Source organism: Streptosporangium sp. CA-115845, assembly GCF_050943795.1.
GTDB lineage: Bacteria > Actinomycetota > Actinomycetes > Streptosporangiales > Streptosporangiaceae > Streptosporangium.
Window position 1 is genome coordinate 7,691,609 of record NZ_CP191988.1, and the last position, 26,583, is coordinate 7,718,191.

Annotated in this window: 21 protein-coding genes and 2 pseudogenes; 13 read left to right on the top strand and 10 right to left on the bottom strand. The window is 70.6% G+C overall.

Going from position 1 to position 26,583, the window contains the following annotated elements; genetic code table 11:
• Window positions 1-2: 2 nt before the first annotated feature.
• A complete protein-coding gene (locus ACQP0P_RS36900; RefSeq protein WP_433364407.1) occupies window positions 3-1,208 on the bottom strand; it encodes an O-antigen ligase family protein in 1,206 nt (401 codons plus the stop codon).
• Between the two features lie 382 nt (window positions 1,209-1,590).
• Between ACQP0P_RS36900 and ACQP0P_RS36905 the strand changes: the two genes are divergently transcribed.
• Both ACQP0P_RS36905 and ACQP0P_RS36910 read left to right on the top strand, forming a co-directional pair.
• Window positions 1,591-2,967, top strand: a complete 1,377-nt coding sequence (locus tag ACQP0P_RS36905; RefSeq protein ID WP_433364409.1) for a polysaccharide biosynthesis tyrosine autokinase — start codon at window positions 1,591-1,593, stop codon at window positions 2,965-2,967.
• A gap of 564 nt (window positions 2,968-3,531) precedes the next feature.
• Window positions 3,532-4,875 (top strand): S8 family serine peptidase, encoded by a 1,344-nt coding sequence (locus ACQP0P_RS36910; protein ID WP_433364412.1) that lies wholly within the window; start codon window positions 3,532-3,534, stop codon window positions 4,873-4,875.
• 360 nt (window positions 4,876-5,235) lie between these two features.
• Here ACQP0P_RS36910 and selD read toward each other — a convergent pair whose 3' ends face one another.
• Entirely contained in the window at window positions 5,236-6,228 is a 993-nt protein-coding gene (gene selD, locus ACQP0P_RS36915) for a selenide, water dikinase SelD (RefSeq protein WP_433364415.1), read from the bottom strand.
• Window positions 6,229-6,512: 284 nt separating this feature from the next.
• On the opposite strand from selD, the pseudogene ACQP0P_RS36920 reads away from it, so the two are divergent.
• Window positions 6,513-6,605 (top strand): annotated as a pseudogene (locus tag ACQP0P_RS36920) (hypothetical protein); the annotation flags it as partial.
• Between the two features lie 61 nt (window positions 6,606-6,666).
• Window positions 6,667-6,846 carry an ATP-binding cassette domain-containing protein gene (locus ACQP0P_RS36925; protein WP_433364418.1) on the top strand — a complete coding sequence of 60 codons (180 nt, stop codon included), beginning with the start codon at window positions 6,667-6,669 and terminating at the stop codon, window positions 6,844-6,846.
• Between the two features lie 61 nt (window positions 6,847-6,907).
• On the opposite strand, the gene ACQP0P_RS36930 is transcribed toward ACQP0P_RS36925, so the two are convergent.
• From ACQP0P_RS36930 to ACQP0P_RS36945, 4 genes are read right to left on the bottom strand one after another with little or no spacing between them, the layout of a single operon-like run.
• Window positions 6,908-7,246: a ScnB gene (locus ACQP0P_RS36930; protein WP_433364421.1), complete on the bottom strand. Its 339-nt coding sequence runs from the start codon at window positions 7,244-7,246 to the stop codon at window positions 6,908-6,910.
• The gene (scnC, locus tag ACQP0P_RS36935) at window positions 7,243-7,950 is read right to left on the bottom strand and encodes a thiocyanate hydrolase subunit gamma (RefSeq protein ID WP_433364424.1); all 708 of its coding nucleotides are present in this window, start codon (window positions 7,948-7,950) and stop codon (window positions 7,243-7,245) included. Before scnC ends, ACQP0P_RS36930 begins: the two co-directional genes overlap by 4 nt.
• On the bottom strand, window positions 7,947-8,258 hold the full coding sequence (locus ACQP0P_RS36940; protein ID WP_433364427.1) for an SH3-like domain-containing protein: 312 nt from the start codon (window positions 8,256-8,258) through the stop codon (window positions 7,947-7,949). The genes scnC and ACQP0P_RS36940 overlap by 4 nt, the downstream gene beginning before the upstream one ends.
• Complete coding sequence (locus tag ACQP0P_RS36945) at window positions 8,255-8,680, bottom strand: hypothetical protein (RefSeq protein ID WP_433364430.1); 426 nt, start codon at window positions 8,678-8,680, stop codon at window positions 8,255-8,257. The genes ACQP0P_RS36940 and ACQP0P_RS36945 overlap by 4 nt, the downstream gene beginning before the upstream one ends.
• 425 nt (window positions 8,681-9,105) lie before the next feature.
• On the opposite strand from ACQP0P_RS36945, the gene ACQP0P_RS36950 reads away from it, so the two are divergent.
• Window positions 9,106-9,522 carry a hypothetical protein gene (locus tag ACQP0P_RS36950; protein ID WP_433364433.1) on the top strand — a complete coding sequence of 139 codons (417 nt, stop codon included), beginning with the start codon at window positions 9,106-9,108 and terminating at the stop codon, window positions 9,520-9,522.
• A gap of 107 nt (window positions 9,523-9,629) precedes the next feature.
• Window positions 9,630-9,941 (top strand): hypothetical protein, encoded by a 312-nt coding sequence (locus ACQP0P_RS36955; RefSeq protein ID WP_433364436.1) that lies wholly within the window; start codon window positions 9,630-9,632, stop codon window positions 9,939-9,941.
• A 26-nt stretch (window positions 9,942-9,967) separates the two neighbouring features.
• Here the strand turns inward: ACQP0P_RS36955 and ACQP0P_RS36960 are convergent, their stop codons facing one another.
• A complete protein-coding gene (locus tag ACQP0P_RS36960; RefSeq protein WP_433364439.1) occupies window positions 9,968-10,642 on the bottom strand; it encodes a YoaK family protein in 675 nt (224 codons plus the stop codon).
• A 398-nt stretch (window positions 10,643-11,040) separates the two neighbouring features.
• Here ACQP0P_RS36960 and ACQP0P_RS36965 point away from each other — a divergent pair, with 398 nt between their 5' ends.
• Genes ACQP0P_RS36965 through ACQP0P_RS36975 form a run of 3 tightly spaced genes read left to right on the top strand, consistent with a single transcriptional unit; the run spans window position 11,041 to window position 19,121 of the window.
• On the top strand, window positions 11,041-12,510 hold the full coding sequence (locus ACQP0P_RS36965; protein ID WP_433364443.1) for an AMP-binding protein: 1,470 nt from the start codon (window positions 11,041-11,043) through the stop codon (window positions 12,508-12,510).
• A 21-nt stretch (window positions 12,511-12,531) separates the two neighbouring features.
• Window positions 12,532-12,792 carry an acyl carrier protein gene (locus tag ACQP0P_RS36970; protein ID WP_433364446.1) on the top strand — a complete coding sequence of 87 codons (261 nt, stop codon included), beginning with the start codon at window positions 12,532-12,534 and terminating at the stop codon, window positions 12,790-12,792.
• Window positions 12,789-19,121: an amino acid adenylation domain-containing protein gene (locus ACQP0P_RS36975; RefSeq protein ID WP_433364449.1), complete on the top strand. Its 6,333-nt coding sequence runs from the start codon at window positions 12,789-12,791 to the stop codon at window positions 19,119-19,121. Before ACQP0P_RS36970 ends, ACQP0P_RS36975 begins: the two co-directional genes overlap by 4 nt.
• Window positions 19,122-19,195: 74 nt before the next feature.
• Here ACQP0P_RS36975 and ACQP0P_RS36980 read toward each other — a convergent pair whose 3' ends face one another.
• Complete coding sequence (locus ACQP0P_RS36980; protein WP_433364452.1) at window positions 19,196-19,768, bottom strand: histidine phosphatase family protein; 573 nt, start codon at window positions 19,766-19,768, stop codon at window positions 19,196-19,198.
• A 246-nt stretch (window positions 19,769-20,014) separates the two neighbouring features.
• Here ACQP0P_RS36980 and ACQP0P_RS36985 point away from each other — a divergent pair, with 246 nt between their 5' ends.
• Together ACQP0P_RS36985 and ACQP0P_RS36990 are read left to right on the top strand one after the other, a co-directional pair.
• Entirely contained in the window at window positions 20,015-20,221 is a 207-nt protein-coding gene (locus tag ACQP0P_RS36985) for a CbtB domain-containing protein (RefSeq protein WP_433364455.1), read from the top strand.
• 19 nt (window positions 20,222-20,240) lie between these two features.
• The gene (locus ACQP0P_RS36990; RefSeq protein WP_433364458.1) at window positions 20,241-20,984 is read left to right on the top strand and encodes a CbtA family protein; all 744 of its coding nucleotides are present in this window, start codon (window positions 20,241-20,243) and stop codon (window positions 20,982-20,984) included.
• A 630-nt stretch (window positions 20,985-21,614) separates the two neighbouring features.
• Here the strand turns inward: ACQP0P_RS36990 and ACQP0P_RS36995 are convergent.
• A complete protein-coding gene (locus ACQP0P_RS36995; protein ID WP_433364461.1) occupies window positions 21,615-23,828 on the bottom strand; it encodes a family 2 encapsulin nanocompartment cargo protein terpene cyclase in 2,214 nt (737 codons plus the stop codon).
• Window positions 23,829-23,951: 123 nt separating this feature from the next.
• Window positions 23,952-24,173 (bottom strand): hypothetical protein, encoded by a 222-nt coding sequence (locus tag ACQP0P_RS37000; protein ID WP_433364464.1) that lies wholly within the window; start codon window positions 24,171-24,173, stop codon window positions 23,952-23,954.
• 154 nt (window positions 24,174-24,327) lie between these two features.
• Here ACQP0P_RS37000 and ACQP0P_RS37005 point away from each other — a divergent pair, with 154 nt between their 5' ends.
• Window positions 24,328-26,274: an HsdM family class I SAM-dependent methyltransferase gene (locus ACQP0P_RS37005; RefSeq protein ID WP_433364467.1), complete on the top strand. Its 1,947-nt coding sequence runs from the start codon at window positions 24,328-24,330 to the stop codon at window positions 26,272-26,274.
• An 84-nt stretch (window positions 26,275-26,358) separates the two neighbouring features.
• Window positions 26,359-26,567 (top strand): annotated as a pseudogene (locus ACQP0P_RS37010) (transposase family protein); the annotation flags it as partial.
• Between the last annotated feature and the right edge of the window lie 16 nt (window positions 26,568-26,583).

A 26,583-nucleotide genomic window follows, 5' to 3' on the forward strand; every position in this document is an offset into this window, starting at 1 on the left:
TGTCATGTGCCTGGCGCCGCGCGCGGCGATGTTCGGTGAGTCGTGACGTAGGCCGTTTCGAGATGCCGAGCCCCGAGCAGCGTTCCCAGGCAGACCCAGAAGGGCACACTGGCCATCAGGTTCGACAGCGTGTTGCCGAACAGCAGCACGACCGCGTAGGCCGTGACCCCGCCGGCCAGGGCGTGCTCGTGCGTGCCCGTGGCCCGCCGGACCGCCCGGTAGACGAGCAACAGCAGCAGCAGCGCCGGGATGATGCCCGTCTCGGCGGCCAGCCGCAGGTAGTCGTTATGGGTGTTGATGAAAATGCCCAGCTGGGGGGAGCGAGCGGCCTGCTCGGCGAAGGTGCCGTACCCCGTCCCGCGCAGCGGGTGATCGGCGGCCATCCTGGCTGCCAGGATGGCCGACTGCGCCCTGACTTCGTTGCTACGCTCCAGTTCGTCGATGCCGCGGGCGCCGCCGCTCACATCGAGCACGCCGGGCGCGGCGGCGACCAGCACCGCCACAGCCGCGATCGCCAACGTGAGCGGCAGTCGGACCACGCGCGGGCCGCGCAACAGCACGACGGTCGCCATACCGGCCAGAACCGCGAACAGCGCGGCCCTCGACTGGGTGGCGACGAGCGCGACCAGCGCGACCGCCCCGGGAACCACCCACAACGGGGCACGCCGGAGCCAGGCCATGGCGAGGGACATCACCGTGGGCAGGACCAGCAGGCTCCCCAGATAGTTCGAGTTCAGTCCGAACCCCTCCAGCCGGGGCCCGGCCTGAGCGTCCCCGACAAGCAGGGCCGCCACCGCGACGGCCGCCCCCGAGAGCACGACCACCATCGGCAATCGCGCCGCGGAAGGCGGTGCGGCGGCGCAGACGGCCAGGATCATCAGTCCGGCCGTCACCTGTGCCATGTCGTGCAGGGCCTGATGGCCCGGGCTGCCCTGCCCCCCGGGCGATACCCAACTGGCCACCAGCAGCAGAACCAGCAACACCACGATCGCGTGCTCGGAGCCGACCCTGATCCGCCGGGAGCAGGCCAGGCACATGACGGCCGTCACCAGCGCCAGCAGCGGGGCGCACCACCAGGGCAGCCCCGCCACGCCGCCGACGACGGCCAGCGGCACCATGAGCAGGCCGCCTCGCCACGGGCGCCGCACCAGCGCGAGCCCGCAAACCCCGAGGGCCGGCAGGGCGGTCGACCACGGGTACCACACCATCGCGGCGATGAGGAGAGGCGTCGCGAATATCGCCGATACGATGACATGGTCCGGCGAAGGCCGTTTCAGCAGCATTACCCCTGCCATCGCAGCGGCCCCCTCAGCGCCTTGCTGATTTTCTCGCCCACTCACGCTAATCTCGCCGCAAAAAATGTGCGCACGCACAGCGTGTTACCCGAATTCCCCAAAACAGCGACTATAACTTATCGCAATCGATCGATCACACGAGGAATGCAGCGCCGGTACGGCCGGGCGATTAATCGAAAACGTACGTCCAAAAAGCAGTAAACGCTTAATGTCCAGTATTGGCGGAATGGGTTGCGGTAAATCCAGTACAGCCACCACTTCCACCGACAAGTATCGCGAAAGACGGAGTCCCGCGGTGAACCTGCTCTCCTGTCTGTGGCTGCTGTGGAGGAACTGGCCGCTCATCGCCGGGTCGCTGGCACTGTCGGTGGTGACGGCACTGGCGCTGACCGCCGGCACGCCTCCGACCTACGCCGCGAGCATCTCCATGCTGGTCTCGACCAGCAACCAGGAGGGCGGCACGATCACCGCCTACCAGGCCGCCCTGCTCTCCCAGCAACGCATGCAGTCGTACGCGAACCTGCTCACCAGCAGAAGGGTGATTCAGGCCATCGCCGAAGGCGAGGATGTGGACAGACTGCGGGAGAACGTCGAGGCCGAGGCCGTGCCCGACACCGTACTGCTGCGCGCCACCGTCACCGACGGTGATCCGCACCGTGCGGCACGGCTGGCCAACTCCCTCGGCCGGGCCTTCGCGGAACTGATCGACAAGCTCGAACACCCCGCTCAGCCCTCGGAGGGAGCGAAGGTGAGTGTCTCGGTGGTCGACCAGGCGCAGGTGCCGTCCGCGCCGATCGCACCGCGGCTGTCGATCAACCTGGCGCTGGGCGTACTGGTCGGTCTGACGCTCATCGGGGGCGCGATCATCGTGAAGGATCAGCTGGACACGACGATCCGGACTCCTCAGGCACTGAAGCAGGCCACCGCGGTGCCGGTGCTGGGCGAGATCGGCTACGAGCACAGCGCCCGGCGGCACCCGCTGATCGCCGAACGGAACAGCCCCTCCAGCCGGGTCGAGGCCTTCAACACGTTGCGCACGAACCTGCAGTTCATGAACACCGAGCACAAACCCAGATCACTGGTGATCACCAGTTGCCTGTCCGGCGAGGGCGTGTCCCTGGTCTGCAGCAACCTCGCCATCGTCCTGGCCGAGGCCGGCCTGCGGGTGACTCTCGTCGACGGAGACCTGAGGCGGCCGAGCATCGCCGAGTACCTGAGGATCGGCGACGGACCCGGGCTGACCGACGTGCTGACCGGCCGGGCCGAGGTGTCCGCGGTGCTGCGGCAGCGGGACGTGTCGGCGGGCCGGCTGTCCGTACTGCCCAGCGGGCCGCTACCGGCCAATCCGAGCGTGCTGCTCGGCTCCCAGCGGATGCGCCTGCTGATCGACGAACTTGTCGACGCCTGCGACATCGTGCTCATCGACACTCCGCCGCTCCTGCCGGTCACCGACGCGGCGACGCTCGCGGCAAGCTGTGACGGAGTGCTCCTCGTGGCCAGGTGCGGCAGGTCGCACCGGCAGGACATGGCACGGGCACTGGACCTGCTCTCCTCCGTCGGCGCTCACCTGGTGGGGACCGTGCTGAACTTCGCCCCCGACCGGCGCGGTGACGCGCTCGGCTACGCCTCCCGTTCCCCTGTGGAACCCGGGCTGACCGTCGGCCCACTCTGAGGAGACGCCTGAGTCAGGGCGCGACGCGATCGAGGGCTCTCCATGCGCTCCCGATCAGAAATAGCCGGTCACGACATTGGACGCGATCCCGCGGAAGCTGCCTGTCGCCGTTTTCGGGCGACGATTTCGTCGCGCCCCCGAAATCCTCGCTCAGCAGCGGTTCGAAGACCACGCGTCTTGGCCGGGAGAAATGATGTCCGGGCGTAGCAGGTGGCCGGCGGCCCGCACCTCATCGTCTCCGAACATCCCGACGTCACTGGAATTCCGTGGAGAACAGACGATGACCGGTTGAAACCGGTCCCCGCCGCGTCCTGGCACCTGGCCCACGTCGTCGGCTCTCGGCGCGCAGGTGCCCGGCGACAGGACTCCGGGGTGTCCCGGGGTCCTGTCGCGTCGTACCTGAATACTCGGCCGTCGTCTCCGGGACCGGCATCGGTTGCCAGGCCATGATCGAGTACGGCAGGCTGAGAAACGTCCCGAGCCGCAAGGCTCCCGAGTCTGGGAAGCCGCATGTATCTGTCGAACACCCCACGGCGGCTGATTCGAGCCGGTGTAGCCGTGGCGATGAGCGTCCTTTCCTTCGTCGTCGTACCAGGCGCGCTCGCCGCTCCCGCACGGGCCGACACCGTGCGCGGGCTGGCCTGGCACCTGGACGCACTGCGGGTCGAGCAGGCACACCGGTTGTCCCGAGGCAGAGGGGTGGTGGTGGCCGTCATCGGCAGCGGCGTCGACGCCGACCACCCCGACCTCAAGGGGCGCGTTCTCCGGGGGCGCTCCTACGACAAGGCCACGGCGGCCGACGGCCGGGAGGACGGCAGCGACCACGGCCACGACACCGGCGTCGCCGGGCTCATCGTGGGCCCCGGCGGCAACGACATGCGCTTGCTCGGCATCGCGCCCGATGCCAGGATCCTGCCCGTCAACCTCGGCAGGTCGTTCACCAGTGACACCCTCAACCGAGCCGTCCGATGGGCCGCCGACAACGGCGCGCACGTGATCAACATTTCGGTGTCCCTGAACCGCTGCTCCCAGGAGGAGTACGAGACGATCCGCTACGCGCTCCGCAAGGACGTCGTGATCGTCGCGCCCACGGGTGACCGCAAATACGGTGTCGGTGTCGAGTGCCCCGCCGCGGTCCCCGGCGTGATCGCCGTCGCCGGCACGACCAGAACCGGAGATGCCTGGTCCAGTTCCATAACCGGCCGTGAGCTGGCGCTCGCGGCTCCCGCCGTGAAGATCATCCACCCCGCGCCCCAGCGGCTGTCGGACAATCGCTACCTCGTCAGCGAGACCACGGGCAACGCGGCGGCGATCGTGTCGGGGGTGGCCGCCCTGGTACGGGCGAAGTACCCCGACCTCGACGCGAACAACGTGGTCAACCGGCTGATACGCACCGCGAGGGACCGCGACGACAGGGGGCGCGACATATTCTCCGGCTACGGTGTCGTCGATCCGGTACGGGCACTGACCGCCAGGACGCGGCAGGTCGACGCCAACCCACTCGGTGCGCCCCCGGCCTCCCCCGCCCCGACTCCCCGGCCCTCGGAGAGCAGGGCCGACGACGGGCCCGCGATCGAGATCACCTTCACCGACCCCGTCGGCGCGGCCATACAGGCGGCCGTCATGGTGCTGGTCCTGATCCTCGTCATCGTCCTCGTGATCCGCAATCGCCGCTCGCGGCAGGCGGGTGTGGCCGGGCCGCCGCCCCCGCCGTACGGGATGCCGCCCCAGCCGGGGCCACACCATCCCCACCAGGGGTACCAGCGACCTCCACCGTACGCACCCCCCTCCGGACGACCGGCCCCACCGCCGACGGGTCCGCCCTCATGGCAAGCACCGCCACCGCCACCGCCTCCGCCGACGGGTCCGCCCTCATGGCAAGCACCGCCACCGCCACCGCGCAGGTGAGGCTCGCAGATCGTACGGCCGAACGACAGGGGCGGCGCCAGGGCGCGAGCAAGCACACACGATCCCGCCGCCACTCCCTGGCCGGTGGTGGCCTCAGTACCACGGGCAGAGGAGACGCCATCTGCTGCCACGATCTCCACGCTTTCCTCGGCGACACAGTCGTCCGCAAACATATGTGCCGCCGCATCGCTTCTTGAAGCGGGAGTCGCACCTCGTGGGACCTTGACGTCCTGCCACGGCCCGAAAACCGGGGATTCCAGCACCCGACCTGACGATCGGATCTGCCGGTTCGCGGTTCACCGGCCCGGGCACGATGCCGCGGCCGATGTTCGCGATCAAAGGGTGGACACGGCCTCGAAATCAGCCTCTGATGACTACGGGATGGGAGTCTCGGGGAATCAACTCACCGATGACCGGGGCGCCGGGAATCTCGCCGGCGAGCAGGAGGCCGCCGGAGGTCTGGGCGTCGGCGAGCAGGATCATCGTCTCGTCGTCGACGGAGCGGGTGTCGGTGTGCGGGGCCACCCAGTCCAGGTTGCGGCGCGAGCCTCCGGGCACGTAGCCGTCGCGCACCGCCTCACGGGCACCGGCCAGCAGCGGTACGGCGGCCGCGTCGACCACCGCGGTGACACCGGAGGCGCGGGCGAGCTTGTACAGGTGGCCGAGCAGTCCGAAACCGGTGACATCGGTGGCGCACTCGACTCCGGCCTCCAGCGCGGCCTGGCTCGCCTCGGCGTTGAGCCGGGTCATGGTCTCGACCGCCTGGGGAAACGCCTCGCCGGTCACCTTGTGCCGATTGTTCAGCACCCCCAGCCCCAAGGGCTTGCTCAGCGAGATCGGCAGCCCCGCCCGCCCCATGTCATTGCGCATCAGCCGTGCGGGATCGGCCAGCCCGGTGACCGCCATGCCGTACTTGGGCTCGGCGTCGGTGATGCTGTGCCCGCCGGCCAGGTGGCAGCCGGCCTGCCGGGCGATCTCCGCGCCACCGCGCAGCACCTCTCTGGCGATCTCGTACGGCAGCGTCTCCCGGGGCCAGCACAACAGGTTGAGCGCGACGAGGGGCCGGCCGCCCATCGCGTACACGTCCGAGAGCGCGTTGGCCGCGGCGATCCTGCCCCAGTCGTAGGCGTCGTCGACGACGGGGGTGAAGAAGTCGACGGTACTGACAATGGCCGTACCGCCCTCGATGCGGACGACCGCGGCGTCGTCCCCGGTCTCCATGCCCACCATCAGCTCGCCCGCCGGCCGCTCCGGCGCCGCCAGGCCGAAGCCCGCGAGCACCTCCTCCAGCTCTCCCGCGGGGATCTTGCATGCACATCCGCCGCCTGCCGCGTAATGCGTCAATCTATTCATGATCGCAGCTTAAGGTTTGGGGTAATAATCAGCCATATAGCTGACTTGCGTCGCCTCAATCCGCGCACGAACACGGTCCTCGCCGACCCAAGGTTCGCCGAGGCACTCTTGCAATTCGGCTATATATGGGTGAAAACGGTCATTAATCAGGCCCAGTAGATGGCAAGGAACGGAGTCATCGTCCCCGATGAGGTTCCGTTGGCGGCCAGGCGCTCATGTGGGTGATCGCGACCGCAGGGCACCTGGATCACGGCAAGTCGACTCCGGTCCGGGCGCTCACCGGGATGAAGCCCGACCGCTGGGCCGAGGAGCGGCGTCGGGGCATGACCATCGATCTCGGCTTCGCCTGGACCACGCTCGGCTCTGGCCGGCGACTGGCGTTCGTCGACGTCCCCGGGCACGAGCGGTTCGTCACCAACATGCTCGCCGGCCCTCGTCGTGCTGCCGGCCTCCACCGGCGCCGGCGCGGTGGCCGGGGTGGGGCACAAGGCCGACCGGCGTCCGCACCGGCTATCCGGTGGCGGGCGCCGGCGGATCGGCATCGCCCGGCCCCTGACGGCGGGGCCGTCCCTGCCGCTGGTCGACGAGCCGACGGCCGCGCCGATGCCATCGCCCTGACCGTCGTCGCCCCCCGGCAAGGAGCTCCTCGGCCCCTACCTGGCGACGAGCTCTTGAAAGGTCACTCCTCGGCGAAGCGTTCGCGCACCACTTCGATCCTCTTCCGGAGCTCCTCCTCGGTGAAGACCTTCTGGTCCATGAGCAGGTGGGTGACCACCAGCGTGGAGCGCGTCTGCACCGGGAACCTGGCGTAGAGCGACTCGCCCAGTTTGTCCTCGGCGAGCCGGCGCTCCAGGTTGTCCAGCACGCCATGCGAGGACAGGGCCTCGCAGGTCGCCTGCATCCTCGACTCCCACACGGCCGGCTCGTGCTCCAGACACCCCATACCGGCGTCCGTGCGCTCACCGATGTCCGACAGGGTGTCCATCAGGACGTCATATGTCGTCGGCGCGGTGCTCATCTCCGCCTTCCTCCACTGACCAGGGTCTCCGTCTTGGTGTCCGACTTGCGGTTCGGCGCGGGCAGTGCGACACCGATCATGGTGTCCCGGGTGACGATCTCGGCGAGCTGCTTCTCACTCCATCCCTCGGTGCCCTCGGGGCGCATGGGCATCACCATGAAGCGTGACTTCTGGTTGGAGTCGTGCACGCGGAGCTCGACATCCGCCGGCAGGTGCAGGCCGAACTCGGCGAGCACCTCACGGGGGCGCCGGACCATCCTGCGACGGTAGTTCGGGGTCCGGTACCAGTCCGGCGACATGCCGAGAACGGGCCGGGGGTAGCAGGAGCAGAGCGTGCAGACGATCACGTTGTGCAGCTTCGGAGTGTTCTCCAGCACGTAGAAGAAGGTGTAGTCGCTGGGCGTCCCGACACCTGTCGGCTGCAGCCAGTCGATCCCCACCTCAAGGCACGCCTTGGTGCCGTCGGTGAGCAGTCGCTGTTTGAAATCCGGGTCGACCCAGGCCTTCGCCACCAGTTTCGACCCGCCGTGCGGGCCGATGCCGTCGGCCCACTCGGCGAACTTGCGGTGGTCCTCGGCGGAGAAGAGCCCCTTCTCGATCGCCAGCTCCCGGACCGCGAGTTCCAGGATCTCGAACTCGCTGACCTTCGTGGCTATCTGGAACTCGCCAGGTGCTTCGCCGTGACCGTTGTGCCGTGTGCTCATCGCTTTCCCTTGCTAGTCGCCGGCTCCAGCCAGCTCTCCGAGAATTCCGTCTCCAGCGTGTCGATGTGGTGGCCCGTGTAGTCCGGCCACAGATCGTCCTGCTTGAACCTGACGATGTAGAAGGGCTCTTTCCGCCCGTTGCCCGCCGGGTCGAACGCCTCGTCCTCCGGGATGACCCATTCGGGACGGTAATCCGTGACGACGCCGGTCTGGCCACGGGTGAACTTCTGGGCGCGGTGGTGGAACAGCGTCGTCTTGTCGTGGATGACGACCCGATCACCGATGTTGAACTTTCGTTTGGCCGTCACTTCTTCTTCGCCTCCAACCGGTCGCGTATCTCATCGATCTTGGTGCTCAGCTCGTCGACGGTGATGAGCTTCTCGTCGACCAGCGTCTTGGCCGCACACGTGATCCACCGGGCGTAGTAGGGCAGCCCGAAGTACTCGGTCGCGCCGAGATCGTTCTCCCTTCTGCGCCGCATCTCCGAGTTCCACGCGCCACGCCAGCCCAGGCACTCACAGGTGAGGTAGGCGTTCATCTCCCACTCCTCCTCCTCCTTCAGGAAGTAGGGCTGAGGGGTGTCCGGCTGACCACCGACGTCGTGAAGCACCGACCGCAGCGCGGCGTAGAGCTCGTTGGGGATCGTGTACGGCGAGTCGAGAACGTCGCGCTCTTCCGGTGAGAGATTCCTGACCTTGGTCAGGAGTTTGTCGTACTGCATCGTGGCCATTGTTGGCTCCGTCCCATTGAGAGAACGTCGCTGGTCGATCTACCCTGAAGGTTTGCCGCAAATGCTGCAGCACGGAATAAATAAACGCAAATAATTTTTGACCCTAAAAACACCCCGGAAGACCTTAACAAGACTTTCCACCGTTCCGGGTAAGCACCCCTTGAACAGGGCGATATAGACGCTGATCAGCCCGCCGGACTGCATGCCAGGTGTTTCCAGAACAAAGGCCGACAGCTCACGGTGTGACAAATTCCAGCAAGATAGACAGTCGACTGGTTCCTTGGAGTGGTGTTCGTGTGCTGGATCGGGGGTTCAGTGGTGGTTAGCAGGAAATTTCCAGATATGACGGGCAGATGTGGGCCGGAAGGCGGCCGCACGCCGTCCGGGCGCAGCGGAAGAGCGCGAGTCCGAAGGGAAGGTGTCCGATGAGCGGTGCCGTCCTCACCTCCGCGCGGCAGCAGGGTTGCCTGATCACCGTGTGCCGGGGCTGCTGCTGCGGCACGCTGAGAAAGCACCCGGACGTCGACCACCAGGAACACCTGAACCTGCTCCGCGGGCGACTACCACGGCCCTTCCGGGTCCGCGTCGTCACCGACTGCCTGGGCCCCTGCCTCCAGTCGAACGTCATCGTCGTCACCCCCTCGCCCAAGGGGCGGAGGGCGGGTGGCCGCCCGGTCTGGCTGGGCCTCGTGCTGGACACCGAGGTCATCGAGGACATCGTCGCCTGGGTCGACGCCGGCGGTCCCGGCATCGCCGACCTGCCGGCCGTTCTCGGCCTGCACACGTTCAAGCGGTTGCGGCGGGGACACCGGAGTTCGACCGCGCCGGCAGAGCCGGAGTAAACCCGGCGCGGCGAAAAGTTTTTATGGCGGTTATCGGCAGAAGGCGCGGGGAGAAAGGACGACGGAGCACCTTTCCACAACGTATGAACACGATTAAGGAGAAGACCATGGCGGAATTTGAGAAAAGGCTGGCCTGTGTCGTCGCGGCCGACGGATCGGTGGTCCGGGGCTATTTGATCGGCGACTGCCGTTTCGAGAAGCCGAACAAGTACACGCTCACCTGGAAGGTGCCGCTCCAGGGAGAGGCGAAGACGAACTTCGCCGGCACGATCGGCAGCGCCAAGGACGAACCCGTCTCGCCCGGCCTGATCACCGTCGGCCTGGGACGGCAGCCTGACCAGATGGAGGTGCGCACCTTCGATCCCGACGGATCCCCCGCCGCGCGCTCCTTCCACCTGGTCTGTTTCCGCGACCAGTAAGGCGCGACCGGTAGGACCGTAACGGGTCAGCGGGCACGCGCCGGTGACGTGCGCCAGATGTAGAGGGCGGTCATCAGGGCCATCAGAACGGCCAGCACCACCAGCGCGATGTTGAACCCGAGGTGTCGCAGCAGCAGGACACCCACCCAGGCACCGAAGACCAGCGCGACGATCTCCCCCGCGCGCCGGCGGGCCCGCGTGCGCCTTCCGGTGCCGAGCACCGAATCGGCCGCCAGCTTGGTCAACGTGCCGGTCACCACGGTCGTGCTGATGTCGGGGATCTTGAGGCGGCGCACGACGGTGTTCCGTCCGCCCAGGGCGAGCCCCAGGGCGACGATCAGCGGGTAGCGGCCGGCCTGGGTGGCGGGCAGGAAGAACGAGCCCACCGCGGTGGCGGCGAACAGGCTGGTCTCGATGGTCATGGCGAGGACCATCCTGCGGCGGACGTTCGACACCCTGTCGGTGAGCCGCCCGGCCAGCCCGGCCCCCAGGAAGAAAGCCAGCACGGCGATGGCCGTCGCGACCAGCGGGAACTGGGACGGGTCCCCCGCGGCGAAGCCCAGGATGAGCAGGTTCCCCGTCATGTTCGACATGAACACCTGACCGATGCCCACAAAGCTGATCGCGTCCACGAGTCCGCTGATGACGGTCAGCCCGGCCAGCGAAACGTCGGACGGCCGGTCGTTCTTCACCTCCGGCATCGCGACCGGGGGAATCCGTGGGCGCCGACGCCCCCGGTCACGGCGCTCCCCCGCGGCCGGACGTGAACCCCTCTGGACGGCATGGTCGAACCTCTCGTTGCCCGGTACCCGCGCCGGCTGTCTCTGAGCAGACACTCTCCACCAGAGGTGGAAGGGGAAGGCCGTACCAAAACCCGGGCTCATCGAATTTTGGCCGGCATTTTCGGATGACCGTGAACAGCGCTATCCGGCTGTATGGCTTTTTTTCATGAAATCTTTAATACTGACGGCGAAGAGGGCCCTGCGACCAGCCGATCGGATCCATCACGGCCAGAGAGCATCGAGATCAAAAGATCATGGGGGAAGAATTGTCCTCCCATTCGTCCTTTTGTGAAACGTACGGCGCCGACTGCCCCCGCGTGACGCGGGGAAGGTGGCGCGCTCTGCCGGATCTGGTGGAGGAGGCCGCCGCCCGGGCACCGGAAACGACAGCGATCATCGGCGAGCACGAGATCACCTACGGCGAGCTGGCACGGGGAGTACGGGCGGTGGCCGACCGGCTGGCCGCCGCCGGAGTCGTACCCGGTGACGTGGTCGGGCTCGCGTCGGGCCGGTCGGAGCGCGCGCCGGCGCTCGCGCTGGGCATCATGCGGGCGGGCGCGGTCTATCTGCCGCTCGACCCCCTCTACCCCGCCCCGCTGCTGGCCCACATGACCGAGGCTGCCTCGGTGCGGACGGTGATCGTCGACAGGGCCGCCGGCGGGCCGCCGGCCGCAGGGCATACCAGTCTGGACGCCGCCCCACTGCTGGCATCCCCCTCCACCCCGGGCCGCCTCCCCGGGCCCGCGCCGTGCGCGGCGGCCTACGTCATGTTCACCTCCGGATCCACCGGCCTGCCCAAGGGCGTGCTGCTCGGTCACGCGGGACTGGCCGAGTACGCGCGCGCGTTGCCGGCCCACCTCTCCCTGAGCGGCGAGGACCGCTGTCTCGGGGTGGCTCCGCTGGGTTTCTCCTCCTCGATCAGGGAGCTGCTGCTCCCCCTCGCGCGCGGGGCGAGCGTCGTCGTGCCGAGTGAGGAGGAGGTCCGTACCCCATGGGGAGTGGCGGACCTGGTGCGCGAGCACCGGGTGACCCATCTGGACCTCACACCGTCGTACTGGCGTGCCGTCCTCGACGCGATGCCCGCCGGCGAGCTCGGCGACGCGCTGGCCTCGGTCCGCGGCGTGCTGTTCGCCAGCGAGCCCCTCGACGTCGCGCTCGCCCACCGGAGCAGGCGGCTGCTGCCGCGGGCCAGGCTGTGGAACACCTACGGCTGTACCGAGACCACCGGGATCATCGCCGCCCACGAGGTCACCGGCACCGAGCCGGCCGGCTCCCTGGTGCCGATCGGCACGCCCCTCGGCCATGTGTCGTTCCGGACCCGGCCCGGCGACGGCGAGCTCGTCGTCGCCGGCGACGCCGTCGCCCTGGGCTACCTCTCCGGCGGGCTCCCGCCCGGCGGCGGCTGCGCCCGGCGGCAGTGGGAGACGGGCGACCGGGTCACGACCGCCGGCGGCACCATGGTGTGGACCGGCCGCACCGACCGCATGCTCAAGGTACGGGGGATGCGGGTGGCTCCGGAGACCGTCGAGCAGCACCTGCGCGCCTATCCGGGAATAGCCCAGGCCGCGGTCGTCGACGCGGGTGAGCGGGGCGTGGCGTGCGTCGTGGCCCGCACGCCCGCGTCCGCCCCGCTGGACTCCCACGCGCTCACCGCGTGGCTGCGCGAGCGGCTGCCCGGCCACATGGTGCCCGCGGTGATCACGGACATCCCCGCCTGGCCCGTGCTGCCCAACGGCAAGACAGACCATCGGCTGCTGATCGCCCGGCATCGGCCCGATGCCGGGTAGTCCCCATCAGTGAGGAGCGAGATGTCGCACACGTACGACACCGCACATGATCTCCGCGCCCTGGTACGCGACCTGTGGCTGAGCCTCCTGCCTGACGGGCACAGCGGCACGTTCACCGACGGCGGCGGTGACTCGCTGAGCGCGTTGCGACTCATCGGCGCGGTGTACGGGGCCTGCGGCGTCCGGATGACCTGGGACGATCTCAGCACGGCCACGGACGTGGGCGACTTCGCCGCGCGCGTCCTCGACGCCGTCTCCACCTCCGGGGAGGACCGGCGTTGAACGAACCCCTCACCCCGGAGGAGGCGACCCTCTGGCGCCACCAGCGGCGCCACCCGCTCAGCGCGATCTACAACATCTGCGTGGCCCTGGAGATCCAGGGCTCCGTCGCCGTCCCTTCGCTACGAACCGCCGTCGCCGCCCTCGCCGCCCGGCACCGGCTGCTGCGCTCGGCGGTCCGCGACGACGACGGGCGGCCGGAGTGGGAGGACGTGGCCCCGGAGGGGCTACGGGTGATCCGGGCAGGCGCCGCGAGCCCGCACGCCTGGGCGCAGGAGGCCACCGAGGTGCGCCAGGAGGCCCGGCGGCCGTTCTTTCCCGGCGAGGCGCTGCACCGGGCGGTGTACTGGGATCTCGGCCCGGCGGGCGGCGTCCTGCAGCTCACCTTCCACCACTGCGTGTGCGACGGGCTGAGCGTGCGGCTGGCGGTCGAGGAGATCATCCGCGGTTACCAGGGCCTGGCGGCGGCCGAGCGGCCGGTGCTGCCGTACCGGCCGCTGGTGACGCCGGAGGAGGCCGCGCGTTTCTGGACGCCCCGGCTGGCCCTGGCCAGGGCCGGCTCGCCGCTCGGCACCGGCGAACCCGCGGCGAGCGGCGAGGGCGTGCTCCTGCGACGGGTCTGCGCCGTGGACCTGCGGCAGGTGGCCGCGCCACGGGCGAGGGACCTCGGCGTCAGCATGTTCGCCCTGACGATGAGCGGGGTGGCCGCGGCACTGTCACGGTGGGACGGCGACTCGCGCGCGGTGGCCGTGGGAGTGCCGTTCAGCCACCGTTCCCCCGCCGAGGACGCCCAGATCGGCTACCGGGTCAGGACGCTTCCCGCCCGGATGGAGATCGAGCCGGAGGACACCCTCGGATCGCTGGCGACTCGCGTGGGCCGCGAGCTCCGGGACGCGGCCATGCACGCCGACTGGGGCACCTGGGCCTGGGACGGCGCGGGGGTGGGCGGCGAGTCGGTGGTCGTCGTCAACCTGCTGCAACCGGCCGGAATGGTCGGCCATCATCGGCCGCCGCCCATCGAGGCCGGGGGCCTGCGCTGGAGGCCCCGGCTCCTGCACAACGGCACCGCCAAGTTCGCGATGAACGTCTACGTCGCCGCCCGCGACGGCCGGCTGGCCCTGACCTTCGAGTGCCGGGCCGCGGGCGGGCGGCGCACCGAGCTGGAGTGGTTCGCCGACCTCGCCGCGGCCACCGTCACCGACGTCTTCACCCTGCCCGCCGACCGGACGGTCGCCCTGGCCGGCCGGGGCGCGCCGACGGCTCCGCCCACCCGGACACCTCCCGCCCAGACCCCGCCCGCCCAGGCCTCGCCCGTCCAGGCCATGGCGGGCGGCGGGCTGCGCGCCGTCGCGGAACGGCATCCCGACAGCCCCGCCGTGGTGGAGGACCGCCCGCGGGGCGCCCGCCGGGTCACCTACCGGGAACTCGCCGAGGCGAGCGAGCGGGTGGCGGCGCGGCTGGGCTCCGCCGGGATCGGCGCCGGCCAGGCCGTGGCCGTACGCCTGCCACGGGGCGCGGCACTGATCGCCGTGGTGCACGGCGTGCTGGACGCCGGTGGCGTGCTGCTGCTGCTCGACCCCGAGCTGCCGCCGGCCCGCGCTCGGTACATGCTCTCCGACAGCCGGGCCCGCCTCCTCGTCGAGGAGGGCGCGACCACCGAGCCCGGCGACCTCACCGTGCTCGGGCAGCCGCTCCGCGTCTCGGTGGCCGGACCGGCCGCGGAGCTCACCACACCGGCCCGCCCCCGGGCCGCGTACGTCATGTACACCTCGGGGTCGACGGGCCGCCCCAAGGGGGTCGTGGTCGGCCACGACGGGCTCGCCAACCGGCTGGCCTGGATGCAACGCGCCTTCCCGATCGGGCCGGGCCACGTCGTCCTGGCCAAGACCCCGCTGAGCTTCGACGTGTGCCTGTGGGAGCTGCTCTGGCCACCGGCGACCGGCGCGACGGTCGTCACCGCGGCGCACGGCCGCCACGGCGACGCGGGTTACCTGTGCGACGCCGTCGAGCGTTACGGCGTCACCACGGCGCACTTCGTGCCGGCCATGCTGGGCACCTTCCTCGACGTCGCCGGCCGGCGGCCGCTGCCCAGCCTGCGGCAGGTCTTCACCAGCGGTGAACGGCTGCCGCGGGCGCTGGCGGAGCGGGCTCACACCCGGCTCGGCGTGCGGGTGCACAACCTCTACGGCCCCACCGAGGCGTCCATCGACGTCACCCGGTGGACCTTCGACCCCACCGACCGGCGGCCTTTCGTGCCCATCGGCCGGCCCATCGACAACCTCGGCGTGCGGCTCCAGGACCGTGCGGGGCACGAGGTGCCGCTCGGGGCCGTCGGCGAGATCGTCGTGGAGGGCGTGGGCGTCGGCCTGGGCTACCTCGGTGACGCCGCCGGGGACGAAGACCGGTTCGGTGTGCGCTCCGACACCGGGGATCGCCTCTACCGCACCGGTGACCTGGCCCGATGGCGAGCCGACGGGGTACTGGAGTTCCTCGGCCGCCGCGACGACCAGGTGAAGATCAACGGCCAGCGGGTGGAACTGGAGGAGATCGACGCGGTCCTCGGAGAGCACCCGGGCGTGACGGCCGCGGGAGTGCTCCACCGCGAGAACATGACGGGGCCGGCCCGCCTCCAGGCGTTCCTGGTACCGCACGACGACGGCACGGCCGACGCGATGACGGCGGAGGACCTGCGCGCCCACGCGGCGGAGCGGCTGCCGCGCGTCATGGTGCCGACCCTGTTCACCGTGGTGGACCGGCTGCCGTACGCCGCCAGCGGCAAGCTCGCCCGCGCCGCACTCGGCGAGCTGACCGGCCTGGATCTGCCCTGGCCCGGTGCCGGCCCCGGGCCGGGGCCGGCCGAACCCGCCGAGCCGAGCGAGCCGGGTGAGCCTCCGGAGCGGGTGGCGGCACAGGCGGCGGTATGCGAGCTGCTCGGGCAGGCGGAGATCCCCGCCGACGTCGACCTGTTCTATCTGGGGGTCGACTCCATCAACGCGGTGCGGCTGGTGGCGCTGCTGCGCCGCTCCGGCTTCGCCGTCGAGGTGGCCGACATCTACGAGGCGCGTACGCTGCGCGCGCTCGCGGACCGGCTCACGCCCGGCCGCGAGGAGCGCCCCGGCGACGAAAGGCCCCCGGAGCCCGTACCGGACGAGCGCGGGCATCGCGTCCAGCGGCGGTTCCCGCTGTCCCACCTGCAGACGGGACTGGTCTACCACCGGCAGGTGAGCGACGACTACCTGACGTACGTGACCTCGTACGAGCTGGACGGCACCGTGGACGCCGATCTCCTCCGTACCGCCGTCGCCGGCGCGGCCCTTCGCCACGAGGCGGTCCGCACCGCCTTCGACCTCACCGCCGACGCGGGCCCCGAGCAGGTCGTGCTCGACCAGGTCGAGACCGGCCTGATCGAGCACGACCTGATCGGCGTGGCGGAGCCGGACGCGGCGTTGACGCGCTGGCGGGACGAGGTGCGCGGGCGGCCGTTCGCGTGGGACAGCCCCCCGCTGTTCGCCTTCCACCTGCACCGGCTGGCTCCCGGCCGGGCGGTGTTCTCCATCGTGGAGCCCTTCCTGGACGGCTGGAGCGTCGCGGTGCTGGGACGCGACATCCTGGACGGCTACGAACGCGCCAGGTCGGCCCGTGACGGCCACCCCCTGCCGCCCACCGTGCGCGAACCGATCCCGTCGATCCCCTCCTACGCCGCCTTCGTGGCCGCGGAGCGCGTCGCCGCCAGGGACGAGGCCGCGCTGTCGCATTGGCATGCCGTCGTCAACAGCCCGGACGTGTCCTGGCGGCTCGCCGTGGGCGCGGGCGAGTTGGGCACCCCCACCACCTGGCACCGGCACGACCACGTGTTCGGCGAGGAGGAGCTGCGGGCGCTGCGCGCGGCGGCCGATGCCGCACGGGTGTCGCTGCGCACCCTCGTCTGGGCGGTCCACATGCGCACCGTCGCGCTGTTCACCGGCCGGCGCCGCAGCGGATCCGCGCTGATGGTGAACGGCAGGCCGGAACTGGCCGGCGCCGAGGCCATGTGCGGGCTGTTCCTGAACATGCTGCCGGTGACCGTCGACCTCGACGAGGACACCACCTGGCGTGATCTGGTCGACCGGCTCGTGGCCGCCGAACAGCACTCCTGGCGCCACCGGCGCACCCCGTACGCGGTGCTGCGCTCCCTGGCACCGGGCTTCGAGCCCTCGACGGTTTTCAACTACACCGAGTTCCGTCCCTACCGCGACCTGATCGAGGACACCGGCCGGTCACTGCGCGTCCGACATGTCACCGCCCTGGACCAGACCTACATGGACCTCACCGTGCAGTGCTCCCTGGACGCCGCCGGACGCGGACTCCGGCTGTCCGTGGAGCATCGCGCGCCCGCCGTCACCGTGGCCGACGCGCGCCGCTTCCTCACCTGCCTGGTCCACGCGGCCCGTACGGCGGCACGGGACCTGGACTCCCTCGTGCACGCCGACCCGCTGCCCGCCGAGGAGCTGGCGCGCCTGGCCGAGGCCGGCCACGGCCCGGCGCGTACCTGGCCCGCCGGGCTGTCGCTGGCGCGCGTCGTCGACGACCACGCGGCCACCCGCCCCCGGGCCGTTGCGGTGCAGGACGACGTCGAGTCGTTCGGCTACGCCGAGCTGGCCGCGCTGAGCCGCCACTACGCGCGCGGCGTCCACCGGCTGACCTCGGCCCGGCACCCGGTCGTCGGCGTCCTGGCGCCACGCTCGGCCCGCTCATGGGCCGCCGTGCTGGCGATCTGGCGCGCCGGCGGCACCTACGTGCCGCTCTCGGCCCGGCTGCCCGCCGAACGACTGGCGCGGATCGTCGAGCAGGCCGGTGTCGAGATGGTGTTCACCGACCCCCGCCACCGGGAGGTGGCCTCGGCACTGCCCAGGGGCGTGCCCCTGCTCCCTCTGGAGGGCCTGCCGTCCGGGGACGTGCCGGCACAGCCGCCGCGGGCCCCCGCCGAGTGCGCCTACCTGCTGTTCACCTCGGGCTCCACCGGACGCCCGAAGGGCGCGCGGATCGGCACCGCCGCGATGGTGAACCACTGGTGGAGCAAGGTCGAGCTGCTCGGCCTGGACGAGAACTGCGTGGTCGCCCAGTCGGCGCCCGCCTCCTTCGACGTGTCGGTGTGGCAGTTCGCGGTGCCGTGGCTGCGTGGCGGGCGGGTCGTGGTGATGGACGACGACCTGCTCCTGGAACCCGGCCGCCTGTTCGGCGCGCTCGACGAGCGCGGCATCCGGGTGTACGAGACGACCCCCAGCCACCTGGCCACCCTGCTCGACGCGGCGGAGGCGACCGGCGTGAGCTGGCCACGGCCGGGCAGCGGCCTGGAGTGCATGATGGTGAACGGCGAGGCCGCCGGCGCCGACCTCTGCCGGCGCTGGCTGCGCGCGGGCGGCGCTCCCCTGGTGAACGCCTACGGGCCGACCGAGTGCGCCGACGACATCACCCACATGGTGATCGACGACCCCGGTATCACCGGGAACGTGCCGATCGGCCGCCCCATCCCGAACGTCGTCTGCGAGGTCACCGATGAGAGCGGCCGCCCGGTGCCGCTCGGCGTCGAGGGCGAGCTCCAGGTACGGGGGGCCTGCCTGGGTCTTGGCTATCTCGACGCCGACGACGAGCCTCGGCGGTTCCTCCGGGCCGACCCGGCGCCGCACCCGGTGGTCGCCTACCGGACCGGGGACCGGGTCCGTTTCACCGAGCGGGGCACCCTTCTCTGGCTGGGGCGCGACGACGGGCAGGTCAAGGTACGCGGGCGGCGGATCGAGCTGGGCGACGTCGAGACGCATCTGCGCGCTCACCCCGAGGTGCGGGACGCGGCGGCGACCGTCGTGCGGAACGGCGGCGGACGGCTGCGAGCCGTCGTGGTGGCGCGCTCCGATCCGCCGGAGGTGGACCGCCGCGCGCTGCTGGACCACCTGGCCGCGCGCATCCCGTCCTGGATGCTGCCCGACGAGATCGTCTTCGCCCCGGCGCTGCCGTCCACGGCGCACGGAAAACTCGACCGTCGTCTGCTGGCCGAGGCGCGGTACGCCCCGGCGGCCTTTGTCGCACGCGACACGGTCGCGTCCGTAACGGCCGCTCCCACCGAACTCGACGCGGTGGTGGCCCAGGAATGGCAGCGGATCACCGGCAGGTCACCGGACCCGGACAGCGACTTCTACGCGGAGGGAGGATCCTCACTGGACAGCGTGCGCCTGACCTCCCGCGTCGGGGCCCGCCTCGGCCGCGCGTTGAGCGTGACCGACCTGCTGCGCGCCCCGCGGTACCACGATCTCATCGCGCACCTGCGTGAACCCGGCGAATCAGACCCGGCGGGGTAGGCCGCCGCCTCGCTCGCCGGGCCGCCGGTCGAGCCCGGTGCCGCGACCGCCGTGCCTGAGGTCGTGGCTCTCCGTCAGACCGGCGGCCGGTCAGGCTCGGTCGCGCGCAGCTGCCAGCGGCCGTGGTGGGCGGTGAGCCGAACCCGGGCCAGCGGCGGGACGTCGACGCGCCAGAACGAGGCGGGAGGCGCGGCGAGCACGTTCACCAACGCGGCCCGGATGACCGCGGCGTGCGTCACCGCGACCGCGCGACCGTGGAAGGAATCCCGCCACAGGCCCGCCAGCCAGTCGCCGGTCCGCTCGATCAGATCCACGATCGACTCCCCGCCGTGCGGCCTGGCGGCGGGGTCGGTGAGCCAGTCCCGGATCGCCTCGGGTTCGGCGGCCTGGACCTCGGCGAGCCCGCGGCCGCGCCAGCGCCCGTAGTCGCAGTCGCGCAGCGCGGGCTCGATCGACGGGTCCAGTCCGAGCGCCGCCGCGGTCTCTCTGGCCGCGGCGGCGGGGCTGCACCAGGCCGTCGCCGCGGACTCCCCCCCGTGCCCTGCCGCCTGTCCGCCTCGTTCGGTGAGCGGTTCGTCGGCCGGGAAGGACGCCCGGGAGAGCGCGACGGTGGGACCATGACAGACCAAGGTCAAACGGATCGTCACGTGGTGGCTCCGAATGGTGAGCGGGGGATGGCGTCCGCGGATGCCTTTGGTTTCCTTCCGGCCCATGGACGGAGCCGGACTCGCATCGTACGTTGTCATCAACCTGACTACGACGGCGAGTGGAATCGGTCGGATCTGAGCCTGCATGCCACTGTGAACGTACCGTTGCGGCCTTCTGGACCACGTCTGCGCATCGTCGTAGCCTCCCAACGATCGGGACGTGGCATTCCCGAAGGAGACGATTCCATGGCACAGGCTGCCGTACCCATCCCCCAGCCCCTCCGGATCCCCCTCCGTGAAGTCCTCCCTTGGGCGATCTTCGGTGCGGTGCTGTCGCTCCTTCTCCTCTACTTCGTCGGAACAGAGCAGGGGGCGTTCTCCGTGTTCGGTGGTCAGTTCGTCCACGAGTTCGTCCACGACGGCCGGCATCTCCTCGGCTTCCCCTGTCACTGACCAGCAGACGGGAGATTCCATGACGATGCGCGCACTGCTGCTGCGCGGAATGCTCGTCGGGCTCGTATCGGCCGCCCTCGCCCTGGTGTTCGCCTGGATCTTCGGCGAGCCCCAGGTGAGCCTGGCCATCGCGTTCGAGGGACATCAGGCGCACGAGGCGGCGGCCGCCGAGCCGGAAACAGTCTCACGTATCGTTCAGCAGACCTCAGGTCTGGCCGTCGCGATCGGCCTGTTCGGAGTGGCGATCGGCGGGTTGTTCGCCGTGGCGTTCGCCCTCGCCTACGGACGGATCGGAGGGTTCGGCGTCCGCGCCACCTCGGCGTTGGTGGCCGGCGGCGGATTCGTCACCGTCGTGCTGGTGCCGTTCCTGATCTACCCCGCCAATCCGCCCTCGGTGGGCGTGGGTGACACCATCGGCGCCCGCACCGGCCTGTACTTCGCGGTGATCGCCATCTCGGTGGCGATCGTGATCGCCTCGGTGCAGGTGGGGCGCCGTCTGACGGTGCGACTGGGCAACTGGAACGCCACGCTGGTGGCCGGTGCCCTCTTCGTCGCACTCGTCACCGTCACCTATCTGGTCCTACCGGAGGTCAACGAGGTCCCCGCAGACTTCCCCGCCGTGCTGCTGTGGCGATTCCGTCTCGCCTCCCTCGGCACCCAGGTCGTTCTGTGGTCCGCCCTCGGACTGGTGTTCGGCGCCCTCACGGAACGCAGCCTGGTCGCCCGGCCACGGGCCACCCAGGAAACGGCCTCGGTCGGCTGATCCGTATCCATGCCCGTGTCCGGTCCCGGACACGGGCACATCCGTGCCACGTATCGCCAATCGTGTCGTCGCCGTTGACCACGAGGCTCATCTTCGCCCTGCCTGCCCACGGCCCGCCGATACGGAAGAAGTTCCTGGAGTGGTCCCGGCGGCTGTTGCGGTCGCCGACCGCGGCGAGCGTGTCGGACTCGCGTCACCTTTGTCGACGCGTTCCAAACCCGACCGGGTACGGTACGGCCCCGCGCCCGGCCGCCACAGGAGGCGACCGCGCGGTGTGGGCGACCGGGACGTCCTTCGACCGCGCCCACGCGACATGACGGCGTGACCGCCCGGACGTCCCACGACTGGCGCACGACGTGACCGAGCGGGACGTCCGACGACCGCTCGCGGCCTCGTCAGCGGGAGACGTAGCAGTAGTTCGAACTGTTCTTGAAACGGTGGACGGCCTTCGGCCTGTCGAACCGCCACCGGCAGCCGGCGTCACGTTGGGCCTGGGTCAGATACATGGTCTGGTCTCCCTTCCGCCTGACGCAGTAGGCACCCGGCCTGGGGGTCTTCCGGTATTCCACCCCCTCGGGCGGCCCACAGCCGGGCTTCCCGGCCGGAGACCGGGCACGATGGGTGTGTCGTTCAGCGCCCGCCGACGTAGGCGGCGAGGGTCCCCAGCCCGGTGGGGCCGCCGACCGGGCGGAGCGTCGCGGGTGGGTGGCGCAGCTCGGACTCGTCGTAGCGGCGGGTCTTCATGTGCCAGAGCAGGACGCCCGCCATCCAGTCCTGCAGCTCCGCCACGTATCCGTCGAGCGTCGCCCTGGCCTCCCCGTCGAGGTCGAAGTCGTCGTACAGGGCCGGGAGCTCGGTGGCGACGATGTGCTCGAACTGCCGCATTCGAGACGTCATCAGGTCGTTGACGATGTCGACCGCCTGTCGCAGGTCGCAGTTGAGGAAGTCCTGGACGACCAGCACGCAGTTGTGCAGCTCGCCTTCGAACTGGATCTCCTTCTGGTAGGAGCAGAGGTCGTTGACCAGGCAGGCGTAGTCGGCGGCCGAGTCGTCCAGCCCGCGCATCGTCCGGGTGTTGTAGACCTCGGGCGGCACCGACTTGCCGTGGGCCAGCCGGGACAGGCTCATGGTGAGGTCGGAGCCGAAGGTCTTGCGGCGCATCTCGATGTAGTCGACCGGGTCGGGAACCCGGTTCTGGATGTGGTTGGCCAGCTCCCACAGCCAGCTCTCCGTCATGTCCTCGACGGCCCGGCGGAACCCGGCACGCGCGCTCTCCGACATGGGGGTCGCCGTACGGAACCACAGGTCGGCCAGGCCGCGCTCGATCGGGTTGGCCGGCGGCGGGGTGGCGGAGAGGTCGAGCGGCATGAAGGCCGACAGCCGCGCGTTGAACACCTTCGCGCCGAGCATGTCACGCCGGGGTCCGAACACCACCGGGAAGTAGTCGTCGGCGTAGGTCCCCCAGGTGAGCCAGAACGTCGAGATGTCCAGCTCGGGGCCGGTCGCGTCCGGGTTGATCGCCCCGGCGCAGATGGCGAAGTCGTAGCCGTCGAGCTTGCGCTCGGTCCAGACGGCCAGCCCGGGGAAGCCTGGCAGCTGCTCGAACATCCCCATCTCGCGCGCCCACTCCACCGCGTGGCGGCGGGCGCCGTCCAGGTTGGGGTTCATCCTGGCCGGGTACGGCATGTAGATCTCGGGCAGCGGCACCGGCCCCACCTTCTGCAGAGGGACGTGGGTGTGACTCCTGATCCCACCCGGGCCGGTGATGCCGGGCGCCAGCCTGATGCGCGCCGCCGAGGTGCCCAGACCGGCGGGACCGCCGAGGAGGGCCGGGGCGACCGGGGAGGTCTGCGAGGCGCCGTTCATGTAGCGGCTGGAGCGCATGTGCCACTCATGGCCACCCGACTGCCAGTCCTGGAGCCCCTTGACGTACGCGAGGACGTCGATGCGGGACTTCAGGTCCAGGCCGTGCTCCTCGAAGAGGGCCGGCAACTCGGTGAGGGCGGTGTTCTCGAACTGGTGCAGCCTGGAGGTGATCAGATCGTTGACCGCGTCGGCCGCCCGCTGGGTGTCGTAGCCCAGGAAGCGCTCGAAGACCAGCACCCCGTTGCTGAGCTCGCCCTCGTCGCCGACCTCCCGCTCGTAGGAGAAGAGGTCGTTGCGCAGGTGCACCCCGTCGGCGAAGGTGTCCCTCAGCACGCGCATCGGCCTGCTGGCGGCGACGGCGGCCGGGATCTCCGCGCCCGCGGCGTGCTCCACCAGGTTGGCCGACCAGGGGGCGCCGCCGACCTTACGCCGCATCTCGATGTACTCGATCGGGTTGGCGACGCGTCCGGCGTTGATGTTGGCGAGCTCCCAGAGGGACTCGTCGAGGAGGTTCCTGGTGCTCTCGACGAACCGGGCCCGCCAGTCGGCGGACATGGCCGGGATGGTGCGGGCCCACAGGTCGGCCAGGCCGCGCTCCACCGGGTTCTCCGGCTCGGGAGCGGGCCCGGTGGGGTGCACCGGCATGAAGGCCGCCAGCCGGTCGAGGTATTCCTTGGCCCCGGCCAGGTCACCGCTGCGCTTGAAGGCCTCCAGGAAGTGGTCGTCGAAGAAGAACACCCACACGTACCAGTCGGTGATGAGGTCGAGCTCACCGGCGGGCGCGTCGGGGTGGGTGTAGGCGCAGAGCAGGCCGTAGTCCATCGCCTCCAGCCTGTCCTCGTCCCAGATGCCGAGGTCGGGATCGAGGATGCCCATGTCGTGCGCCCAGGCCCTGGTGTGCTCGCGCGCGGTCTCCACGTGGGGGTTCAGCCTGGCCGGGTACGGCAGGTAGAAGTCAGGGAGCTCGAAGGGTTGCATGTTCCGTCCTTCCGTATCCGACTTCGACGTCCTCGGGAGCACGGCGAATCGACGAGGTGGCTCCCCTTTCCGGAAGCCACGACAGGCAGAACGTTACGCAATGACCACGGAGAGTGAAAGGGATTATCGCGAATACGCCATGGCGCGGTCAGGACATCCGGTGTCCGCCGGCCGGTGCTCCTGGCGACCCAGGCGCGACACACCGGCCGCGAGATCACGGAGCTGGTCGGCGAACGCGAGCGCCTGCTCCGGTGTCATCCGGGGCTCGGTGCCGACGTAGAAGACCACGATGTCCCCGCTCGAGGACGTCGTGGCGGTGAACGGGAGAGACGGGTGGATAACCATGATGGGGTCATCCTTGCCTGCCCCACCGACAATTCGCAGGTCCTTTTACGCCGACACCCCCGCTGCGTGAACCAAATACACGTACCCGATGCCGCCGATCGACGCCCGTCAACGCTGTGAGATAAGTTGTCGTCCACATGTCAAATGAGCTGACGTGGGAAAACGGAGGCTGGCGATGGCAGGGGACGAGGCGAGCGTCACCGCCGCCGACATCGCGCGGATGGCGGGCGTCGGCCGCGCGGCCGTGAGCAACTGGCGGCGACGGCACGAGGACTTCCCCGAGCCCGTGGGCGGGACGGCGACCAGCCCGACCTTCTCACTCGGCACCGTCGAGGCGTGGCTGCTCCAGCAGGGCAAGGTGGCCGAGCTCCCGCTACGCGAGCGCGTCTGGCAGCAGGTCCGCGCCGCCGGCGACGACCTCAGGCTCGGCGAGGTCGTCGCCGAGGCCACCGAGCTCCTGCTCGGCCAGGGCCGGCCCCGCACCGTCCCGGCCCCCGTATGGGAGCTGATCAGGCGGTATGCCGAGGAGGAGGGCGGCCCTGCGGCCGTCCGCTTCCTGCTGGACCGCTACGCCGACGTCCACTCGCGCCGCCTGGCCGAGACACCCGCCGAGATCGCGGACTTCATGGCCCACCTGGCGGGGCCAGGCACCCGGTCCGTCCTCGACCCCGCCTGCGGTCTCGGCGTCCTCCTCGCCGCGGCGGCCCCGGGGCGGCACGCGTACGGGCAGGAGTACGACGACTCCCTCGCCCGGCTGGCGCAGTCACGCCTGGCACTGGCCGGAGCGGGCGGCGAGACGCCGGCGGCCGGCCGGAAGCGGGCGGGCGGCAGGGCGAAGGCGGGCGGTGCGCCGGAGACCGGTGGCGAGGTCAGAACGGGCGACTCGCTGCGCCATGACGCCTGGCCCGACCTGACCGTCGACGCCGTGGTGTGCCATCCCCCGTTCAACGAGCGCCACTGGGGATACGACGAGCTGACCAGCGACCCGCGCTGGGAGTACGGGCTGCCGCCCAAGATGGAGTCGGAACTGGCCTGGGTCCAGCACGCGCTCGCCCACCTGACGCCGGGCGGCGTCGCGGTGCTGCTGATGCCCGCGATCGCCGCCAACCGCCGCTCGGGCCGCCGTATCCGCAGCAACCTGCTGCGGCGCGGGACCCTGCGGGCCGTCATCGGCCTCCCCCCGAAGGTCGCGTCGGGCGGCACCGCGCTGCCCGTGCACATCTGGGTGCTGCGCAAGCCCACCGCCGACGACCGCACCCCCTCCCGCGTCCTGATGGCCGAGGCCGACCTGGGAAACCTCGACGCGGTGGCCGAGCGGTGGCGCGCGTTCCATGCGGACCCCGACCTCGACGTCGACAGGCCGGGTGAGAGCCGGACGGTCCCGATCATCGAGCTGGTCGACGAGGACGTCGACGTCACCCCTTCCCGGTATCTCGGAACCGAGGAGCAGGTCTCCGCAGAGGGTTATCTGCTGCTCTGCGAGCGCCTGGCCGAGCGGCTCGGGCGGCTGGCCACCCTCGTCCCCGAGGCCGTCCCCGGCACCGGCCAGGAGTTGCCGTCCGTCACGCTGGCGGAACTGGAGCGGATCGGGGCGCTGGCCGTCTGGCAGGCGGGGCGCTTCGAGATCGACGGCTCGGGCGATCCGGTGCTGACCGACCGGCACGTCCTGGACGGGGGCGCGGTGGAGACGCGCACCCGCCCCGAGGGCCGGGTCAGGACCGAACCCGGAGACGTGGTCGCCGCCATCGGGACCGGCGGCCTGGCCACCCGGGTGATCGAGGAGACCGGCCTGCTGCTCGGCCCCCGGCTCGTCCTGCTGCGCCCCGACCCCGACCGGCTGGACCCGTTCTTCCTCGCGGGCTTCGTCCGGGCGCTCTCCCCGGGCGCGACGACCGGCACCCAGTCGGGCTCCACCCGCTTCGACCCGCGCCGCGCCCAGGTGCCGCGCCTCTCGGTCGAGGAGCAGCGAAGGTACGGTGACACCTTCCGCAGGATCTTCACCTTCGAGGCCGAACTCCGGGAGCTGACCACCTCGGGCCAGACCGCCGCCACCGCCCTGACCCACGCCCTCGCCACCGGCACCCTCGCTCCCCCGGCCTGAGGTGTTCTTCCGGTTCACCTACGACGCCACCCAGGGCAACAAGAACGTCAAGCTCGTGGCTGTCAGGGAGCCGAGGGCCCGGCCCTCACCCCGTACAAGGGCAAGGACAAGCCCGAGTCCCAAAAGCAGGCCAACCGCGCCCACGCCCGCCTTCGCGGACCCGGCGAACGCGCGAACGTCCAGCTGAAAAGCTGGAAAATCCTCCGCAAGCTACGCCGCAGCCCTTCCAAGGCCGGTCATCTGTGCAAGGCCATGCCGTCCTTCAAAACCACCGCGTCGCGCAGGCCGTGTGAGGATGAAAAGGGTTCA

What these genes read in the sequence shown, in the direction of transcription:
- selD (WP_433364415.1), bottom strand. Translation starts at nt 6,228, where the DNA reads ATGAATAGATTGACGCATTACGCGGCAGGCGGCGGATGTGCATGCAAG.
- ACQP0P_RS36960 (WP_433364439.1), bottom strand. Translation starts at nt 10,642, where the DNA reads ATGCCGGAGGTGAAGAACGACCGGCCGTCCGACGTTTCGCTGGCCGGG.
- ACQP0P_RS36900 (WP_433364407.1), bottom strand. Translation starts at nt 1,208, where the DNA reads ATGGTGTGGTACCCGTGGTCGACCGCCCTGCCGGCCCTCGGGGTTTGC.
- ACQP0P_RS36995 (WP_433364461.1), bottom strand. Translation starts at nt 23,828, where the DNA reads ATGCAACCCTTCGAGCTCCCTGACTTCTACCTGCCGTACCCGGCCAGG.
- scnC (WP_433364424.1), bottom strand. Translation starts at nt 7,950, where the DNA reads ATGAGCACACGGCACAACGGTCACGGCGAAGCACCTGGCGAGTTCCAG.
- ACQP0P_RS36945 (WP_433364430.1), bottom strand. Translation starts at nt 8,680, where the DNA reads ATGGCCACGATGCAGTACGACAAACTCCTGACCAAGGTCAGGAATCTC.
- ACQP0P_RS36970 (WP_433364446.1), top strand. Translation starts at nt 12,532, where the DNA reads ATGTCGCACACGTACGACACCGCACATGATCTCCGCGCCCTGGTACGC.
- ACQP0P_RS36990 (WP_433364458.1), top strand. Translation starts at nt 20,241, where the DNA reads ATGACGATGCGCGCACTGCTGCTGCGCGGAATGCTCGTCGGGCTCGTA.
- ACQP0P_RS36950 (WP_433364433.1), top strand. Translation starts at nt 9,106, where the DNA reads ATGAGCGGTGCCGTCCTCACCTCCGCGCGGCAGCAGGGTTGCCTGATC.
- ACQP0P_RS37000 (WP_433364464.1), bottom strand. Translation starts at nt 24,173, where the DNA reads ATGGTTATCCACCCGTCTCTCCCGTTCACCGCCACGACGTCCTCGAGC.
- ACQP0P_RS36910 (WP_433364412.1), top strand. Translation starts at nt 3,532, where the DNA reads ATGAGCGTCCTTTCCTTCGTCGTCGTACCAGGCGCGCTCGCCGCTCCC.
- ACQP0P_RS36955 (WP_433364436.1), top strand. Translation starts at nt 9,630, where the DNA reads ATGGCGGAATTTGAGAAAAGGCTGGCCTGTGTCGTCGCGGCCGACGGA.
- ACQP0P_RS36930 (WP_433364421.1), bottom strand. Translation starts at nt 7,246, where the DNA reads ATGAGCACCGCGCCGACGACATATGACGTCCTGATGGACACCCTGTCG.
- ACQP0P_RS36985 (WP_433364455.1), top strand. Translation starts at nt 20,015, where the DNA reads ATGGCACAGGCTGCCGTACCCATCCCCCAGCCCCTCCGGATCCCCCTC.